At 71.0% G+C, this 15,954-nt stretch carries 13 protein-coding genes; 4 read left to right on the top strand and 9 right to left on the bottom strand.

What is annotated here, in order from left to right:
- Positions 1–22 precede the first annotated feature (22 nt).
- The 5 genes from OG219_RS13360 to OG219_RS13340 form a co-directional block, all read right to left on the bottom strand.
- Entirely contained in the window at positions 23–1,531 is a 1,509-nt protein-coding gene (locus tag OG219_RS13360; protein ID WP_266826179.1) for an NAD(P)/FAD-dependent oxidoreductase, read from the bottom strand.
- A 57-nt stretch (positions 1,532–1,588) separates the two neighbouring features.
- The gene (locus tag OG219_RS13355; protein WP_266826177.1) at positions 1,589–2,203 is read right to left on the bottom strand and encodes a DUF4126 domain-containing protein; all 615 of its coding nucleotides are present in this window, start codon (positions 2,201–2,203) and stop codon (positions 1,589–1,591) included.
- Positions 2,204–2,580: 377 nt separating this feature from the next.
- Positions 2,581–3,210, bottom strand: coding sequence for a TetR/AcrR family transcriptional regulator (locus OG219_RS13350; protein WP_266826175.1), 630 nt, complete (start codon positions 3,208–3,210; stop codon positions 2,581–2,583).
- A 35-nt stretch (positions 3,211–3,245) separates the two neighbouring features.
- Complete coding sequence (locus OG219_RS13345; RefSeq protein WP_266826173.1) at positions 3,246–5,330, bottom strand: YhgE/Pip domain-containing protein; 2,085 nt, start codon at positions 5,328–5,330, stop codon at positions 3,246–3,248.
- A complete protein-coding gene (locus OG219_RS13340; RefSeq protein WP_266826171.1) occupies positions 5,302–6,147 on the bottom strand; it encodes an ATP-binding cassette domain-containing protein in 846 nt (281 codons plus the stop codon). The genes OG219_RS13345 and OG219_RS13340 overlap by 29 nt, the downstream gene beginning before the upstream one ends.
- A 150-nt stretch (positions 6,148–6,297) precedes the next feature.
- Here OG219_RS13340 and OG219_RS13335 point away from each other — a divergent pair, with 150 nt between their 5' ends.
- The 3 genes from OG219_RS13335 (at position 6,298) to OG219_RS13325 (ending at position 8,492) form a co-directional block, all read left to right on the top strand.
- Entirely contained in the window at positions 6,298–6,837 is a 540-nt protein-coding gene (locus OG219_RS13335) for an SAV_6107 family HEPN domain-containing protein (RefSeq protein ID WP_266826169.1), read from the top strand.
- 210 nt (positions 6,838–7,047) lie between these two features.
- Positions 7,048–7,818: a methyltransferase gene (locus tag OG219_RS13330; protein WP_266826167.1), complete on the top strand. Its 771-nt coding sequence runs from the start codon at positions 7,048–7,050 to the stop codon at positions 7,816–7,818.
- 275 nt (positions 7,819–8,093) lie between these two features.
- Entirely contained in the window at positions 8,094–8,492 is a 399-nt protein-coding gene (locus OG219_RS13325; protein ID WP_266465234.1) for a DUF3040 domain-containing protein, read from the top strand.
- Between the two features lie 352 nt (positions 8,493–8,844).
- Here the strand turns inward: OG219_RS13325 and OG219_RS13320 are convergent, their stop codons facing one another.
- From OG219_RS13320 to OG219_RS13305, 4 genes are all read right to left on the bottom strand, one after another.
- Positions 8,845–11,238: a DUF3488 and transglutaminase-like domain-containing protein gene (locus tag OG219_RS13320; RefSeq protein ID WP_266826165.1), complete on the bottom strand. Its 2,394-nt coding sequence runs from the start codon at positions 11,236–11,238 to the stop codon at positions 8,845–8,847.
- A complete protein-coding gene (locus OG219_RS13315; protein WP_266826163.1) occupies positions 11,235–12,599 on the bottom strand; it encodes a DUF58 domain-containing protein in 1,365 nt (454 codons plus the stop codon). The genes OG219_RS13320 and OG219_RS13315 overlap by 4 nt, the downstream gene beginning before the upstream one ends.
- The gene (locus OG219_RS13310) at positions 12,596–13,636 is read right to left on the bottom strand and encodes a MoxR family ATPase (RefSeq protein WP_266826161.1); all 1,041 of its coding nucleotides are present in this window, start codon (positions 13,634–13,636) and stop codon (positions 12,596–12,598) included. The genes OG219_RS13315 and OG219_RS13310 overlap by 4 nt, the downstream gene beginning before the upstream one ends.
- Before the next feature lie 261 nt (positions 13,637–13,897).
- Positions 13,898–14,446 carry a carbonic anhydrase gene (locus OG219_RS13305; protein ID WP_266826159.1) on the bottom strand — a complete coding sequence of 183 codons (549 nt, stop codon included), beginning with the start codon at positions 14,444–14,446 and terminating at the stop codon, positions 13,898–13,900.
- A 422-nt stretch (positions 14,447–14,868) separates the two neighbouring features.
- Between OG219_RS13305 and rsmH the strand changes: the two genes are divergently transcribed.
- Positions 14,869–15,825 (top strand): 16S rRNA (cytosine(1402)-N(4))-methyltransferase RsmH, encoded by a 957-nt coding sequence (rsmH, locus tag OG219_RS13300; RefSeq protein WP_266826157.1) that lies wholly within the window; start codon positions 14,869–14,871, stop codon positions 15,823–15,825.
- Positions 15,826–15,954: the final 129 nt, after the last annotated feature.

Here is a 15,954-nt window from a genome sequence, read left to right as displayed (position 1 = left end):
CCTCCCGTTCAGCGCACCGGGGTCACTGCGAGCCCCGGAACTCCGGTCCTTCCACGATCAGTCCGGCCACCAGCGCGCCCGACATGCCCGCGTGCGGCAGACCGCCACCGGGGTGGGCCCAGCCGCCGGCCGCGAACAGGCCTGGCAGGCGGGTGCCGTTCGCGGGATGCAGCAGGGTCCCTGCCGCGCCCGCCAGCGAAGGCGCCGGTATGCCGCCGCCCTGCGCGCCCGTCTCCTCCTCCGTGTGCACGGGAGTGCGCACCTCGCGCCACAGCACCCGTTCACCCAGCCCGGGAACGGCCCGCTCGGCGGCGGCGACCATGCGGTCCGCGAAGGCGTCCGCCGCTCCGGCCGCCGTCCAGTCGTGATGGACCTGGGACGGCACCGTCGCCGTGAGCACCACGGACTCGTGCGCGTCGTCCGGGCGCAGCCGCGGGTCGTCCGGCCGGTCGACCCACACGGTCGGCCGCTCGGGCGGTGTACCGAGTCCGAAGAGGTCGAGTTCCGGCTCCCGGTCGGTGGTGTGGACGACCGTGCGGTGCGCGGCGCCCGCCTCACGCGCGCCGCGCAGCGCGAGACAGACCACGACCTTGCCGGAGAAGAGGGCCTCCGGGTTCGGCTCCACGTCGTCCCCCACGTACAACTCGGGACGGCTCATGCCGCTCAGTCGCCAGGGCCCGGTGCCGACGACCGTGTCCGCCTCGGCCACGGTCCCGTCCCGCAACTCGACCCCCGCTGCCCTGCCGTCCTTCTCGACGATCCCCTTGACCTCGGCGCCGAAGACGAACTCGACCTTCCGCGCGAGACACCGCTCGTACACCGCGCGCGCCAACTCCCGTACGCCGCCGCGGACATACCAGGTGCCGAAGGCGTGCTCCATGTACGGCAGTACGGCGGCGCTCGCCGGGGCGACGCGCGGGTCGAGCCCGCAGGCGAGGGCGTGGCTCTCCAGGAGGGCCGTCAGGCGCGGGTCGCGCAGCTCCCAGGCGCCGACCTCGGCGAGGGTGCCGGCCCGCCGGGTGCGCAGCAGCCGCTTGTGAGGCACCGCGGGGTAGGGGTCGCGCTCGGCGAGCACCGACCAGTTGGGCCACAGCGGCTCCTCCAGGAGCGGCCTGCGCGTGCGGTCCCAGGCCTCGCGCGCCCGCACCAGGAAGTCACCCCACCGCTCGCCCGCGCCCGCGCCGAGCGCCTCCGTCAGCGCGGTGACGACACCCGCGCGGGACGCGTTCGGCAAGGAGACGTCCGTGCCGTCCGCGAAGACGTGCCGCGACGAAGGGTCCACCTGGACCAGCTCGACGCACGCCTCCAGCGGCTCCTTGCCCGTCTTGAGGAACAGATCGCGGTAGACCGCGGGCAGCGCAAGGAGCCCCGGACCCGTGTCGAACGCGAAGCCGTCGCGCTCGAAGCGGCGCACCGCTCCGCCGTACGTCGCCGTGCGCTCGTACACCACCACCCGGTGGCCCGCGACGGCCAGCCGGGCGGCGGCCGCCATCGCGCCCATCCCGGCGCCCATCACCGCAATTCGTGCCATGCCAGGGACTTTATCGGCCGCCACTGACAGTCCCGCCCCGGCCCTTTCGCGCAGGGATCAGCCTGGTGGCTCGGCCACCCGTGCCGCCAGCCGTCTCTCCTCCCGGCGCTGGGCCCTGCGGCGCAGGAACCGTCTGATCCGCGAGACCAGGAAGTAGAGCACCACAAGGCCGGAGATCAGCAGAACGCCCGCGATGATCGCCGCGGCCTCCGGATGGAACATCGCGAAGGTGAGGATCCCGGCCACCCCGAGGTCCTCGGCGGTGCTCATGAGGATGTTGCTGAACGGCTCGGGCGAGGTGTTGATCGCCATGCGCGTGCCGGCCTTGACGGTGTGGCTCGCCAGCGCCGTCGAACCGCCGATGGCCCCGGCCGCCAGATCGGAGAGCGAACCGCTCTGCCCGGCGAGCAGCGCCGCGACCACCGCGCCGGACACGGGCCGGATCACGGTGTGCACCGAGTCCCACAGCGAATCCACGTACGGGATCTTGTCGGCGACCGCCTCACAGAGGAAGAGAACGCCGGCTGTGACGAGGATCTCAGGGCGCTGAAGCGATTCCGGGACCTCGTCGCTCAGGCCGGTCGCGCCGAAGATGCCGAGGAGCAGCACCACCGCGTACGCGTTGATGCCGCTGGCCCAGCCGCTGGTGAAGACCAGGGGGAGTACGGACACGGGGGCGATCGTAACCAGTCGGCAACGGTGCGTCCTGGGCCTGAGTGCGTACGGCTGAGTATTCGTACCTAGCCAGTGAGATGAGTACGCGCGCGGATGGGCCCGACCTGCGTGAACGGGAGAGTGGAGACACGGAAAGGGGCGCGGCTCCGGTACCGCCGACACGGGGCGGCGGAACGGTTCTCGCGCCCTTGGCCGCTCCTTCCGCCGATTCGTCGGCGGGAGCGAGGCACGGGGGCCCGGGGATGACCGGACGGGGCCCAACGGGGGATCGGGGGGAGCACGGGGGAGCACGGCGAAGCGCCGGTTCGACTGGCCCGCGGGGGACGCGGCCACATCGGACCGGCGCTTTCGTGTGCGCGCTCGTTTGCCGGTCGCTAGCGGTTGCCGCTCACACGCCCCTGGAGCAGCCGTGAGAGGGCCGCGTGGACGTCGTCCAGGGAGCGCTCGGGCTGGAAGGCCTGCCAGTCCAGGGCGGCCACCAGGACCATGCCGACCAGCGCGGAAGCCGTCAGCGGGATGTCGATCTCGTCGCTGAGCTCGCCGTTCGCCACGCCGTCGCGCAGGACGCCCTCCACGACCGCGACCGCCTGCTGCCGGACCACCATGAGCGTGGACTGCCAGGCCCGGTTGGTGCGCCACAGCTCCGCCACGTAGAGCTGCGTGAAGGCCGGATAGCGGTCGATGAAGACGAGCCCGGCCCGGATCATCGCGTCCAGCGCGTCGACCTTGCTGCCGCCGTCCCGGGCGGTCTTCTCGGCAGCCTCCCGGAGGGAGGCGGTGAGGAGGCCGACGCCGTGCCGAAGCAGCTCTTCGAAGAGGACGGATTTGCTCGCGAAGTTGTAGTAGACCGTGCCCTTCGCGACCCCGGCCCGCTCGGCGATCTCGTCCACCGTGGTGGCGGAGAAGCCCTGTTCGGCGATCAGGGTGACGGCCGCCTCGTAGAGCTTCTGCCGGGTCGCCTCGCGGCGGCTGCCGCCGCCTGCCGTGGTGTTGCTGCTTTCCATGACCCTGATTGTCACAGGAGCGGTCCCGTGCGCGGTCACAGGCTCAGCTCCGGGTGCAGCCGGTCGAGCGTCCACACCTGCTTGCGGCGCGCGGACAGGGCGGTGAGAGCCAGTGCGCCCGCGGTGAAGGCCGCCAGGACGGCACACGCCTGCCAGACCGGCCCGAGGCCGCCTCCCGTAATGAGCCTCCTGAGGGCGTCGACCACGTAACTCATCGGCAGGAAGGGGTGGATCGCGTTGAAGAAGTCCGGACTGGTCTGGACGGGGTACGTGCCGCCGGCCGAGGTCAGCTGGAGCATCAGGAAGGCGAGGACGAGGATCCGGCCCGCCGCTCCGAAGCGTGCGTTCAGCCATTGCACGATCGCCGCGAAGCACGCGGTCACCAGGAACAGGAAGCCCACCGTCCCGGCCGCGTGCGCCATCTGCAGGCCGATCGCCCAGTGCAGCACGGACATCAGGGCCGCCGTCTGCAGCACGCCTATGGCGGCCACCGGCAGCCAGCCCGCCAGTGCGATGCGCCAGGCCGAGGCGCCCGCCGCGAGCGCGCGCCGGTTGAGCGGCTGGATCAGCATGTACGCCACCATCGCGCCCACCCACAGGGACAGCGGGATGAAGTACGGGGCGAAACCGGTGCCGTAGTTGGGCGCCTTGTGGAGGTCCTGCGAGGCGAGCCGCACCGGGTCCGACATGACGTCGGTGCGCTGGTCGCGGTCCTCCTTGTCGTAGTCGGGGATCTGGTCGGCGCCGTCGTGCAGTCCGTCGGCGAGCGTCCCGGAGCCGTCGGCGAGCTTGTACAGGCCGGCGTCGAGGTCGTTCGCGCCCGTCTTCAGCTTCCCCACGCCCGTGTCGAGGTCCGCCGCACCGGTCTTGGCCGTACCGAGTCCCGAGTGCAGCGTCTTCGCCCCGTCGGCGACCTTCCCGGCGCCCTCGTTCAGGTCGTTGATCCTGGAGACGGCGTCGGCGAGGTCCTCGGAGAGGTTCGGCGAGCGGTCGGCGAGCGCCTGGGCCTGCTTCTGGAGCATGGCCAGATTCTTGTCGAGCTTGTCTAGATCGCCGTCTTGGTCCGCGATCAGTGTGTTCACGTCGTCGGCGACCGTGGCCACGTCCGCGGCCGCCTGCTTGGCCTTCTTCAGGTCGGGGCACGCGGCGTCGGGGACCGGCAGGGTCTCGCAGCGTGCCTCGTAGACCGTGTTCAGCGCGGCGGAGGCGGTGTGCGCGCCCTTGGCGGCGGCCGGGGCCGTCTTCACCAGGGTGCCGAGGTTGGCGCGGATCCCCGAGGCGGCGTCGGCGACCAGCTGGGCCGTGTCGCCGATCGACTTCTCGTTGTCCTTGAGGAAGGGGCCCACCTCGTCAGCGACCCCGTTGACCTTGTCGGCCAGGGTCTGCGTGCCGTCCGCGACCTGCCGCGAACCGTCCTCCAGGTCACCCGCGCCCGTGTTGAGCTTCTTCAGGCCCGTGGAGAGCTTCCCGCTGCCCTTCTTGGCGTCCTTCAGCCCGTCCGCGAGATCCTCGGCCCCTTTCTCGGCCGTGCCGATCCCGCTCTCCAGCTTGTCGGCCCCCTTGGCGGCCTTCTCGGTCTCCCCGTGGATGTCCGAGAAGGAGACGTAGATCTTGTCGAGGAAGGACCGGGAGGTCTTCGTGGACGCGGCCGAGCGCACCTCGCTGAACACCGTCCGGGAGATCTGCCCGACGATGTAGTTGTTCGCGTCGTTCGTACGCACCTGGAGGGCGCCCGTCTCCGGCGACTCCCCGGAGCTGGAGGCGATCCGCTCGCTGAAGTCGCCCGGCATGGTCAGCGACAGGTAGTACGTGCCGTCCTCGACGCCCGTCCGGGCCTCCGCCGCGCTCACCTCGTGCCACTCGAAGGTGTCGCTGTCGCGCAGCCCCTTAATGATGTCGTCGCCGGCCATGACCTTCTTGCCCGCGGCGGTCGCCCCCTTGTCGGCGTTCACCAGCGCCACGGGGATGCGGTCGAGACGGCTGTACGGGTCCCAGAACGACCACAAGTAGAGGGCGCCGTAGAGCAGGGGCAGCAGCAGGAGCGCGGCCAGCGCGGCGCGCGGGAGCTTGCCCCTGCCGAAGCGCCTGAGCTCAAGCGAGGCCAGTTTCGGCGAACGCATCGGCCGTCTCCTTGTTGTCGTTCTCGTGGTTGTCGGTGTTCTCGGCGTGCTCGTCGCCGTGTTGCTGCTCGGCTGCGGTTTCCGGCTCGGCCTTGGGCTCGGTGGACACGACGACGGCGTCCTTGGGGGCCTCGCTGCACACCGCGACGACCGTGGTGCCGGACTCGGCGAGCGACCTCAACAAGACCCATGCCTCGACCCGTTCGGCGTCGGACAGCTTGAGGTCGAGGTCGTCGACGGCGAGCAGGCGCGGACGTCCGATGAGAGCCAGCGCGACGGACAGCCGCAGCGCCTCCAGGCGCTCCAGGTCGCGTACGGACGTCCGGGAACCCTTGGGCAGCGTCTCCCGGTCGAGTCCGGCGGCCGTCAGCGCGGTGTCGATCCGCAGTTTCGCCTCGGTCACCCGGTCCCTGCGGGGCCGCAGCAGCCCCCGCAGTGAACCGCCGAAGCGCCGTTGCAGCAGCGCCCGTTCCAGCAGATGCTCCCCGACGGTCAGAGCCGGATCCAGGTCGGTGACGCCCGGGACATGGGCCGGAGCGCTGATCCGGCGCACCGCGGACATCTGCTTGGGCAGCCGGAAGGAGCCGACCGTGGCCTGCCCCTCGGTCGGCTTCATCCGCCCACTGAGCGCGAGCAGCAGGCAGGTCCTGCCGGAACCTGACGGTCCCTCGACAGCGATCAGCGAGCCGGGCTCCGCGGCGATGCCGATGCCGCGGAAGGCCCAGCCGCGCGGGCCCTTGAGCCCGAACCCCTCGGCGCTGACGGCGACTCCATGGTGCTCGCCCACAGTTCCCCCTCTTCGAGCCGGAACCGGCATCGCCGGTTTTTGAACTGACTGGTCAGTGCAAAAACTAGCTCGAACCTTCGATCGAAGCAAAAGCCCAGGTCAGGACGGATTGTCAGTGGCATACCTCACGATGGACACATACGGCCACAGAGCCGTCACACAGACGACAGGAGGTTCGTCATGGCCAACTCATCCGCAGCCGCCTCCCACCGGCGCCGCGCCACCGGCCCTGCCCCCTCACTGACCGGCCCGGCGAGCGACGTGCACCCCGTGCTCCGCCGGACCACGGCCCCGCCCGCCGCCCTCGAACTCCTCGCACAGGCCCACGCCGGACTCGACGAGGCGACCGCCCTCGACACACCCAACGAGCGCTATGCGACGGCCCACTTGGCCGCCCTGCGCACCGCCGCGGCCGTCCTCGCCGCGCGGGGACGCCCGGAACCCAGCGCTCGACGCAGGGCACGCATCCGGAGCGCCTGGGAAGTGCTCCCCGAAATCGCGCCCGAACTCGCCGAGTGGAGCGCGCTGTTCGCCGCCGGAGCGACCCGCCGTGCCCGCGCCGAGGCGGGCATACAGGGCGCGGCCGGCAGCCGCGACGCCGACGACCTGATACGCGACGTGGCGATGTTCCTGCGCCTCGTCGAGCGGATGCTGGTGCTGCAGCCCGTGCTGCCCCAGCCCCGGCAGGACGGAGACCGGCAAGTCCCGGACGCGGGCTGACCGGCACGGCGGCCGCGAACCGCCGCTTCCTCGGGCGAGCCGCACGGTCCACCGCATCCACCCTGTGACTCCGGAGCGGTCGGTAATGACTCGCTGCGCTGCCCATTAGGGTGGAAGCGCCTGAAGCCTTCCGCCCCGCAAGAGGGCCCGGGAGGCCCCCCGATCGCTCCGCCGTGCAAGAGGCGGTGCCGCGCCGAGGAGTCAACTGCCGTGTCGGACCCGATGCGCCCCCGCGCTTCTCTCCGTACCGCCGTGGTCTGGGAGGTCCTCAAGGACGCCCTGGACCGCCGGGTCAAGGCCACGGGGCGGGATGCCCTGGACGTCCTCGACACCGGAGGCGGCAGCGGCAACTTCGCGGTGCCCGTGGCCCGCCTCGGCCACCGCGTCACCGTCGTCGACCCCAGCCCGAACGCGCTGTTCGCGCTGGAGCGCCGGGCCGCCGAGGCCGGAGTCGCCGACCGTGTGCACGGCGTCCAGGGCGACGCACACGGCCTCTTCGACGTCGTCGAGCGCGGTGGCTACGACGCGGTGCTCTGCCACGGAGTCCTGGAGTACGTGGACGACCCGGCCAACGGCGTCCGCAACGTGGTGGACGCGCTGCGCCCCGAAGGTGTCCTCAGTCTCCTCGCCGCGGGCCTGGGCGGAGCCGTGCTGGCCCGCGCCCTCGCCGGGCACTTCACGGAGGCCAGGCAGGCGCTCGACGACCCGGACGGACGCTGGGGCGAGGGTGATCCCGTACCCCACCGTTTCACCGCCGAACAGCTCACCGCGCTGGTCGAGGGAGCAGGCCTGAAGGTCGCCGCCGTACACGGGGTGCGGGTCTTCGCGGACCTGGTCCCCGGCGTCCTCGTGGACACCGAGCCCGGGGCCCTGGAAGCCCTGCTGAAGCTGGAGGCGGCAGCCGCCGAACTCGCCGCGTTCCACTCCGTGGCGACGCAGCTTCATGTGCTCGGTGAGACGCAGGGGGCCGGTGAGCGCTGAGCCGCCTCCCGTGGTGCGCCGCTGATCAGGGGCTGGGCTGCAGATGGAGTACGCCACAGGCCCCCCGATCGGGCGCTCGGCGCCGTATGATCGAGGGAGACCGTTCGGCATGACGGGCCGTTCGCTGGGGAATGCACGCCTCAGTGGATTCGGCTGTCATGGCGGGTTCCGGTTGGCTAATTGGCGCAGAGGGGCGGGTTTCACGGGGGCGATTCCCTGCCTATCCTGAAGGGGACCCCCGGTCGCCCCGGCGACTGCACGATGAGGAGGACTCCGTGCCGCTCTCGGAGCACGAGCAGCGAATGCTCGAGCAGATGGAGCGAGCGCTGTACGCCGAAGATCCCAAGTTCGCGACAGCGCTTGAGGGAAGCGGGCTGCGTACGTATACCCGGCGACGGGTCTACCAGGCGGTCGCGGGCTTCCTGGTGGGTATCGCGCTCCTCATGGCCGGAATGGTCGCCGTGCAGATCTGGCTAAGCGTGGTGGGATTCCTCGTCATGCTGGGCTGCGCGGTGCTTGCCGTCACCGGTTGGCGCAAAGCCCCCAAGCCGGGTGAACAGCCGACCGCGCCAGGCGCGCCGGCCGCCCGCAGCCAAGGCCGACAGCGCCGCTCCATGATGGACCGCATCGAACAACGCTGGCAGCGTCGTCGCGACGACCAGGGTGGCCAATAGCCCCCGAGCGCCGCGGTCAATGACATCGCCTGAGGGGGTGTCCACCAAGTCCGGTGGACACCCCCTCACGCACGCCCTGAACCGCGCGTTGCGGCAGTCGAGGCCCAGCTGTGGGCATGCGTGCCGCGAGGGCCGGCAGCCCACCCACCCGTCTGTCGTAGCTGTGGGCATGCGTGCCGCTAGGGGCGGCGCCCGTCCCAAAAGAGCGGCACCCCGTACAGCGCCGGGCTACGCGACCCACCCCCGACCCAGCCCCAACGCAGGGCTGCTCCGCAACAGGTACGCCCGGTGCCGATGCCTGTGCGGCCCTCGCCCTCATTCAGGGCAAGGGCCGCACACAACGCACGGGTCGTCAGCCGTTCTGTCCCGAAGGCCGCCGCAGCAAGGTCTCTCGCCGGGCCGCCAGGCGGGCAGCCAGAGCCGTCCAGTGGTCCGACGCCGCCCACACCACCCGGATGGCTGAGCGGGGAGCCAGCAGTGCACGGAGACGGGCCGGACGGCTCGCCAAGGTGCGGAAGCCGTCCGCGATCTGACGGGCGTCCTCGGCGAGGCCCGCCGTCGGACGGGGATGCGGAGCGTAGAGCACCTGCTCCACAGCCGCCGCCACCCGGTGCACCGCGTCCGCCGCCGTCGGTTCGAGGAGCCCGAGACGGACGATCCGCGCGGCAGCCTTGCGAGGCGTCTGCGAGTCGTCCGGCTCGATTCCGTAGTCCCACGCCGTATCGGTCACTTCCAGCCAGGCACTCAGCGTGTACACCGCCGCATCCGCGTCGGTGCGCCCGTGCGCGCCGAGCCGCACGGCCCGTATCCGCATGCGCCACAGCATCGGCAGCAACGGCACCCCCAGGACCAGGAGTCCGGCCAGGGCCAGCCCCAGGATCTGGAGCCACGGCATACCGCCGTCGTCGGAGCCCACCGCGGCCAGCGCGGACTCGCTTGCGCACGCCTCGAGCTTCTTCTCCTGCGCCGTGCAGCTCTCGCTCGCCGACGCCGAGGCGGCCGGCGCATCGGACGCCGACTGCGTCGGCTGAGGCGCGGCCGGCAGATCGGTGCCGGACGTCTCCGGCTGGGTGTAGTCCGGAACCGAGCCCCGGTTCGGGGTCGGCTCGAAGCGCGTCCAGCCCACCCCCTCGAAGTACAGCTCGGGCCAGGCGTGCGCGTCCCGCAGCCCCACCGTCATCGAACCGTCGGGCTGCGCGGAACCGGGCGTGAAGCCCACCGCCACGCGGGCCGGTATCCCCAGCGTGCGGGCCATCGCCGCCATCGCGAAGGAGAAGTGGACGCAGAAGCCCTCCTTGTCCTTCAGGAAGCGCGCGATCGCGGCAGAACCGCTGCCGACCTGCACCTCCGTGTCGTACGTGAATCCGCCGCTCACGGCGAAGTAGTCCTGGAGCTTGACCGCCTGCTCGTAGTGGTTGGCCGAGCCCGCGGTGACCTCGCGCGCGGTGTCCGCCACCACCGAGGGCAGCGAATCCGGCACCTGGGTGAACTCGCGCTTCAGAGCCGGATCCGGTTCAGGCGCGGTCGCGAGCTGCTCCGCGGTCGGCTGCACGAGCAGGCTCGTGACCTCGTACTGCACACCTCGCGTGTTCTGGCCGTGGTCCCCGACGAGGGTGCGCCCCACCGGCTCGTACCGCCAGCTGCCGTCGATGTCCACCTGGGTGGCCGGATAGGGCATGGGGAGCCAGTCCTGCGCGTACCAGTCGGCCGCCGAGACACGGGTCTGGATCGCGGTCCGCTGGACGCCGCTCCCGAGACCGTTCGGCGTCGGGAACGTGTCAGGCACGTCGATGATGTGCCGCTGGGCCGGCTTCCAGGCCGTGCCGTCGAAGTCGTCCAGGGAGACGATCCGCAGATACATGTCCTGGGTGTCGTCGGTGTTGGTGCGGTACGACATGACCTCGCGGTCCTCGTCCACGTTCAGACTGTCGCGGAGCGAGACCAGCGGGTTCACCGCGGAGATCGTGCCACCGCCTCCGGAACCCGAGCCCACGCCCGTCCCCGCACCGTCCAGCAGACCGCCGTCGAGCGAGGGCAGGGCGAGCGGCACCACCAGAGCGATGCCCAGCGCCACCGCGCCGATGCGCCGCCCGGTGCGCACGGGTGCGACGGCGCCGCTCGAAGGTTCGGGGCCCGGCGTGCGGGTCGCCGCCCCGCCGAAGACGCGGCCCCACTGCGAGAGCCGGTCGCGGCCCTCGGCCAGCAGCAGCATCAGATAGCCGGCGGCCGCGAGCAGGAACCACAGCCATGCGGCACCGCCCCCGGAAAGCCCCGCGGCGACCGAGTACAGCGCGAGCAGCGGGAGTCCCGCGGGAGCCGCGCTGCGGAACGTCACCGCCAGCGCGTCCACCGCGAGCCCGATCACCAGGACACCGCCGACCAGCATCAGCCGGATGCCGTCGGACAGCGGCGCCGGAATCGCGAACCGTCCGACGTCGTCCCCGCCCGCCTGCAGCAGCACCCCGAACTGGTTGAAGGCCTCGGGCCCCGGGATGATCCCGAGGAAGGCCTGCTGCCGCGCGAAGACCAGCGTCAGCAGCATCAACGTCACCAGCGCCTGCACCGCCACGGTCAGCGGCCGGGCCAGCGGAACCCGCCGGGTCAGCGCGCCCGCACCGGACTGGATCGCCAGCAGGAACGCCGCCTGGAAGAGCCAGGTCGCCGGATCCACCAGCGGCAGCAGAGCACACGAGGCCATGAGAGTGGCCGCCGCCGCGAACAGCGCCAATCGCGCCCGCCCGCTCATGAGCCACCACCCCCCGCCGTACTTCCCGTCGACGCGACGCCCGTGCGCTGCCTGTCCGCCTCACGCCACAGGTCGGCGATCCCCGCCCCCCGTGGCACCCTCACAGCCGTCCAGCCCGCCTCGCGCAGCATGCGCAGTTGATCCTCGCTCTTGTCCAACGGCCCGGGGACATCGGCCGGTTCCCGCATCCATGCCTCACTGTCCAGCAGGAAGGCGACGGCCCCGCCGCTGCGCTGGCGCATCTTGGCGAGCACCGTCGCCTGTTCCTCGTCCAGATCGCCGAGGAAGGCGATCAGCAGCCCTTCGTTCCCGCCGCGCAGCACGTCGTACGCACGAGACAGACCCGTGCCGTCCGAGTGGTCGACGACGGCGAGGGTGTCCATCATCATCCCGGCCGCGTCCGCCGACTCCTGGCTCGCGCCCGCGAAACCGTCCGCGCCCTCGCCGGGCACCGAACTGCCGGTGTCGGTCAACAGCCGTACCGAGAAACCCCGTTCGAGCATGTGGACCAGCGACGACGCCGCGCCCGAAACCGCCCACTCGAAGGCCGAATCCGGACCCGCGCCCTCGAACGCGATGCCCCGGGTGTCGAGCAGCACCGTGCAGCGGGAACGCTGCGGCTGCTCCTCGCGGCGGACCATCAACTCGCCGTAGCGCGCGGTCAGGCGCCAGTGCACCCGGCGCAGATCGTCGCCGTAGCGGTAACCGCGCGGGATTATGTCGTCCTCGCCCGCCAGCGCCAGCGAGCGCTGCCGCCCGTCGCCGTACCCCTTCGCCTCACCGGTCAGCCGCACCGGCGGCAGCGCCTCCACGCGCGGGATGACCGTCAGGGTGTCGTACGTCGAGAAGGAGCGCGTCAGCTCGCACATCCCGAAGGGGTCCGTGAGCCGCAGTTGCAGCGGGCCCAGCGGATAGCGGCCGCGCAGGTCCGAGCGCACCCGGTAGGACACCTCGCGGCGGCCACCCGCCTCCACCCGGTCCAGGACGAACCGGGGCCGCGGGCCGAGCACGTACGGCACCCGGTCCTGGAGCATCAGCAGTCCGGTGGGCAGCCGCGAGACATTATCCATGCGCAGATGGACCCGCGCCTCGGAACCGGCGGGCACGCGCGCGGGGGCGAGCCTGCGGCTGCCCGCGACCCGGTAACGGGTGCGGTACAGCACGGTCGCGCACACCAGCGGCAGCACCGCCAGGAGCAGGCCGACCCGGAGCAGATCGCTCTGCCCCAGGACGTACGCGCAGATCGCGGCCGCGACTCCGGCGGCCAGGAAGGAGCGGCCCCGCGTGGTGAGCCCGGCGAGCGCTGTGCGCAGCCCGCCCTTGTCCTCCTCGGCGGTGTACCCCGTCCCTCCTTGCGTCATCCAAGCCTCCGGGGCGGCTGCTGGCCGTAGGCGGTGGCACCGCGGCCCACCGTGAAGCCGGACTGCTGCTGGGGCGCGGCGGGAACGGGGATGCGCTGCAGGATCTCCTGGACGACCTGCTCGGCCGTGCGCCGGTTCAGCTGTGCCTGTGCCGTGGGCAGCAGACGGTGGGCCAGGACCGCCACGGCGAGTGCCTGGACGTCGTCCGGCAACGCGTAGTCCCGGCCGCTCAGTGCTGCGGACGCCTTCGCCGCGCGCAGCAGATGCAAGGTGGCACGCGGTGAGGCGCCGAGTCTGAGATCGGGGTGCGTGCGCGTGGCCCCGACCAGCTCCACCGCGTACCGCCGGACGGCGTCGGCGACGTGGACCGAGCGGACCGCGTCGATCAGCTTCACGATCTCGTGCGCGTGCGCCACCGGCTGGAGGTCGTCCAGCGGATTCACCCCGCCATGGATGTCCAGCATCTGCAGCTCGGCCTCCGCGCTGGGATAGCCGATGGAGACACGGGCCATGAAGCGGTCGCGCTGGGCCTCCGGAAGCGGGTAGGTGCCCTCCATCTCGACCGGGTTCTGGGTGGCCACCACCATGAAGGGGCTGGGCAGTTCGTAGGTCGTCCCGTCGATGGTGACCTGGCGCTCCTCCATCGACTCCAGGAGTGCGGACTGTGTCTTGGGCGAGGCCCGGTTGATCTCGTCGCCGATCACGATCTGAGCGAAGATCGCGCCCGGCTTGAACTCGAAGTCCCGGCGCTGCTGGTCCCAGATGGACACACCTGTGATGTCCGAGGGCAGCAGGTCGGGAGTGAACTGAATACGCCGCACCGAACAGTCGATGGACCGTGCCAGCGCCTTGGCGAGCATGGTCTTGCCGACGCCAGGGACATCCTCGATCAGAAGATGACCCTCGGCGAGCAGCACGGTCAGCGAAAGCCGTACGACCTCAGGCTTGCCTTCGATCACTCCTTCCACCGAACTGCGGACACGCTCCACAGTGGCGGTCAGATCTGTAAGGCTCGCTCGATCGTCATAGGTCGTCACCCGGCCCTCCTCGGCCCTTTCTCGGGCCGACGCCCTGTGCGGACCGGCCCACCCCAAAACACGGACACCAAGCGGGAAAAGTTCCGCGTGACGCCACACCCGCATTCTTGTTGCCGTTACCGGTTCGTGTCATCCGCCTGTGGATAACTGGCCGCGATATGTCTGCCTTGCGGTCTTTTAGTCGTCCCTGGTTCATGATTTTTAGTGAACAGAGGCTCCCACGAGGCCCAGAAAGCCACCGTGAAGGCTCGATGAAGATTGTCAGACCGGGTCGATCTCGCGCAGCAGACCCGTAGTGACGTCGAAGACGAAGCCGCGTACGTCGTCGGCGTGCAGGAGGAACGGAGAGGTGCGCACGCGCTGCATCGACTGCCGTACGTCCTGTTCGACGTCGCGGAAGGCCTCGACCGCCCAGGCGGGGCGCTGACCGACCTCCATCTCCAGATCGTGCCGGAAGTCCTCGGTGAGGGACTCCAGACCGCAGCCGGTGTGGTGGATGAGGACCACGCTGCGGGTGCCGAGCGCCCGCTGGCTGATCGTGAGGGAGCGGATCACGTCGTCGGTGACGACTCCGCCCGCGTTGCGGATCGTGTGACAGTCGCCCAGCTCCAGGCCGAGCGCGGCGTGCAGGTCGAGCCGGGCGTCCATGCACGCGACCACCGCGACGTGCAGGACGGGACGGGCGTCCATCCCCGGATCGGTGAAGGCGGCGGCGTACTGCTGGTTCGCGTCGACCAGACGGTCGGTCACCGTGCCGTCGCTGGATATGGCGCCTTCGGGCTCGGTGGGAACGGATGCGGAGGTCGTCATACCTATGACGGTACTGGTCACATATGAAGTGGTCCTGCGGTGAGAGGGGACAAAGAACGTCATCGTGGCTTGTTGTGAGGTAACCCACACGGGCGGTGTCGGCTCGCCCGTATGGGTTGTTCTTTCCGATTCACGGCTTCATCGGGAGCGGGACTCACGACGCGCATGCCGGTTGATTGACCGCGAGACACCGTGGACTAAAGTGACGCGAAGCGGGAGGCGAGGCTCTCCCTGCTGGACTGTTTTCCCCGGAGACCCGGCGATTTTCCGGCGTTTCCCCGCGTGCGCGGTGCGTACGTACGGCTCGGCCTCCTCCCGCTCCCGGTCGGCTGACGCCACTCTCCCGGCGCCAGCGGCCTCCCCTTCTCGAGCGGGCGGGGACCCGGCGGTGCGTGCCGCCGCGCCGGATCTGAGAGGGCCCCTTGAGCCAGAGTCGACACGTCCCGGTGATGCTCCAGCGGTGCCTGGACATGTTGGCCCCGGCACTCACCGGGCCCGGAGCCGTCGTCGTCGACTGCACCCTGGGACTCGGCGGCCACAGCGAAGCGCTCCTCACCCAGTTCCCCGAAGCCCGTCTCGTGGCACTGGACCGCGACAAGGAGGCGCTGCGCCTCTCCGGAGAGCGGCTCGCCCCCTTCGGAGACCGTGCGACCCTCGTGCACGCCGTCTACGACGAACTCCCCGACGTACTCGACCGCCTGGGCATCCCGCGCGTCCAGGGCATCCTGTTCGACCTGGGCGTCTCCTCCATGCAACTCGACGAGACCGACCGCGGGTTCGCGTACGCGCAGGACGCTCCGCTCGACATGCGCATGGACCAGACGACCGGCATGAGCGCCGCCGAGGTGCTCAACACCTACCCGCCAGGCGAACTGGTGCGGATCCTGCGGGCGTACGGCGAGGAGAAGCAGGCCAAGCGGATCGTGTCGGCGGTCGTGCGTGAACGGGGGAAGGAACCCTTCAGCAACAGCGCGCGCCTCGTCGAGCTGATCCGCGACTCGCTTCCCCAGGCGGCCAAGCGGACCGGCGGTAACCCCGCCAAGCGCACCTTCCAGGCGCTGCGCATCGAGGTCAACGGCGAACTCAGCGTTCTGGAGCAGGCGATCCCCGCGGCGGTGAAAGCGCTCGCCGTCGGCGGCCGGATCGCCGTCCTGTCGTACCACTCGCTGGAAGACCGGCTGGTCAAGCAGGTGTTCGCGGCCGGCGCCGCCAACACGGCGCCGCCCGGACTGCCGGTCGTGCCCGAGCGCTACCAGCCCCGGCTCAAGCTACTCACGCGCGGTGCCGAACTTCCCACCGAGGAAGAGGTCGCGGAGAACCGGCGAGCGGCTCCCGCCCGGCTGCGGGGGGCGCAGCGCATCCGCGAGGAAGCCGAGTGAGGTGCGGGGAGAGGGAGGACGAGTGAGTCGGAAACCCGAACTCGCGGGGTCGAGGGAGTGGGACATCCCAACTCGCGGGCCGCGACTCGGTGCGGCATCCAAACTCACGGGACCGAGTGGGTTGGGGAT

Source organism: Streptomyces sp. NBC_00038 (genome assembly GCF_026343635.1).
Taxonomy (GTDB): Bacteria; Actinomycetota; Actinomycetes; order Streptomycetales; family Streptomycetaceae; genus Streptomyces.
Note: the sequence above shows the minus strand (reverse complement) of the source record. Positions and strands in the feature narration are given on the sequence as shown.

What these genes read in the sequence shown, in the direction of transcription:
- OG219_RS13360 (WP_266826179.1), bottom strand. Translation starts at nt 1,531, where the DNA reads ATGGCACGAATTGCGGTGATGGGCGCCGGGATGGGCGCGATGGCGGCC.
- OG219_RS13350 (WP_266826175.1), bottom strand. Translation starts at nt 3,210, where the DNA reads ATGGAAAGCAGCAACACCACGGCAGGCGGCGGCAGCCGCCGCGAGGCG.
- OG219_RS13345 (WP_266826173.1), bottom strand. Translation starts at nt 5,330, where the DNA reads ATGCGTTCGCCGAAACTGGCCTCGCTTGAGCTCAGGCGCTTCGGCAGG.
- OG219_RS13340 (WP_266826171.1), bottom strand. Translation starts at nt 6,147, where the DNA reads ATGCCGGTTCCGGCTCGAAGAGGGGGAACTGTGGGCGAGCACCATGGA.
- OG219_RS13335 (WP_266826169.1), top strand. Translation starts at nt 6,298, where the DNA reads ATGGCCAACTCATCCGCAGCCGCCTCCCACCGGCGCCGCGCCACCGGC.
- OG219_RS13320 (WP_266826165.1), bottom strand. Translation starts at nt 11,238, where the DNA reads ATGAGCGGGCGGGCGCGATTGGCGCTGTTCGCGGCGGCGGCCACTCTC.
- OG219_RS13315 (WP_266826163.1), bottom strand. Translation starts at nt 12,599, where the DNA reads ATGACGCAAGGAGGGACGGGGTACACCGCCGAGGAGGACAAGGGCGGG.
- OG219_RS13305 (WP_266826159.1), bottom strand. Translation starts at nt 14,446, where the DNA reads ATGACGACCTCCGCATCCGTTCCCACCGAGCCCGAAGGCGCCATATCC.